Origin of the sequence: Nostoc sp. PCC 9305 (assembly GCF_963920915.1) — a bacterium.
GTDB lineage: Bacteria > Cyanobacteriota > Cyanobacteriia > Cyanobacteriales > Nostocaceae > Nostoc.
Genome location: NZ_CAWUDN010000317.1, coordinates 1 through 232, shown reverse-complemented (window position 1 = coordinate 232; position 232 = coordinate 1). Strand labels below are relative to the sequence as shown.

General features: G+C 58.2%; 1 protein-coding gene. It reads left to right on the top strand.

Annotated elements, in window-relative coordinates; genetic code table 11:
• Positions 1-232: hypothetical protein (locus ACM0OX_RS35885; protein WP_414519994.1), on the top strand; the 232-nt coding region annotated here is incomplete at both ends.

Sequence of the window (232 nt, the reverse complement as noted above, 5' to 3'; positions counted from 1 at the left end):
ATGTCAAAAGCCGCGAGCATTGCACGATGGCATGAAGCGCAGCGCGCCATGTCGTCGGAGGGAGTGTTCGCTGAAGCGTTTCGAATCGTGGCGGAAATTGAAGACCGTGCCGAGAAGGAACAGAAGAAGCACGGTTACACCTGGGGCAAGTCGTTTCCAGACGACCATGAGCTTGGCTTTCTCGAGAACATCCTGGCCAGCGCAACATCCGCACAAGGGCTGCTGGCGGCGG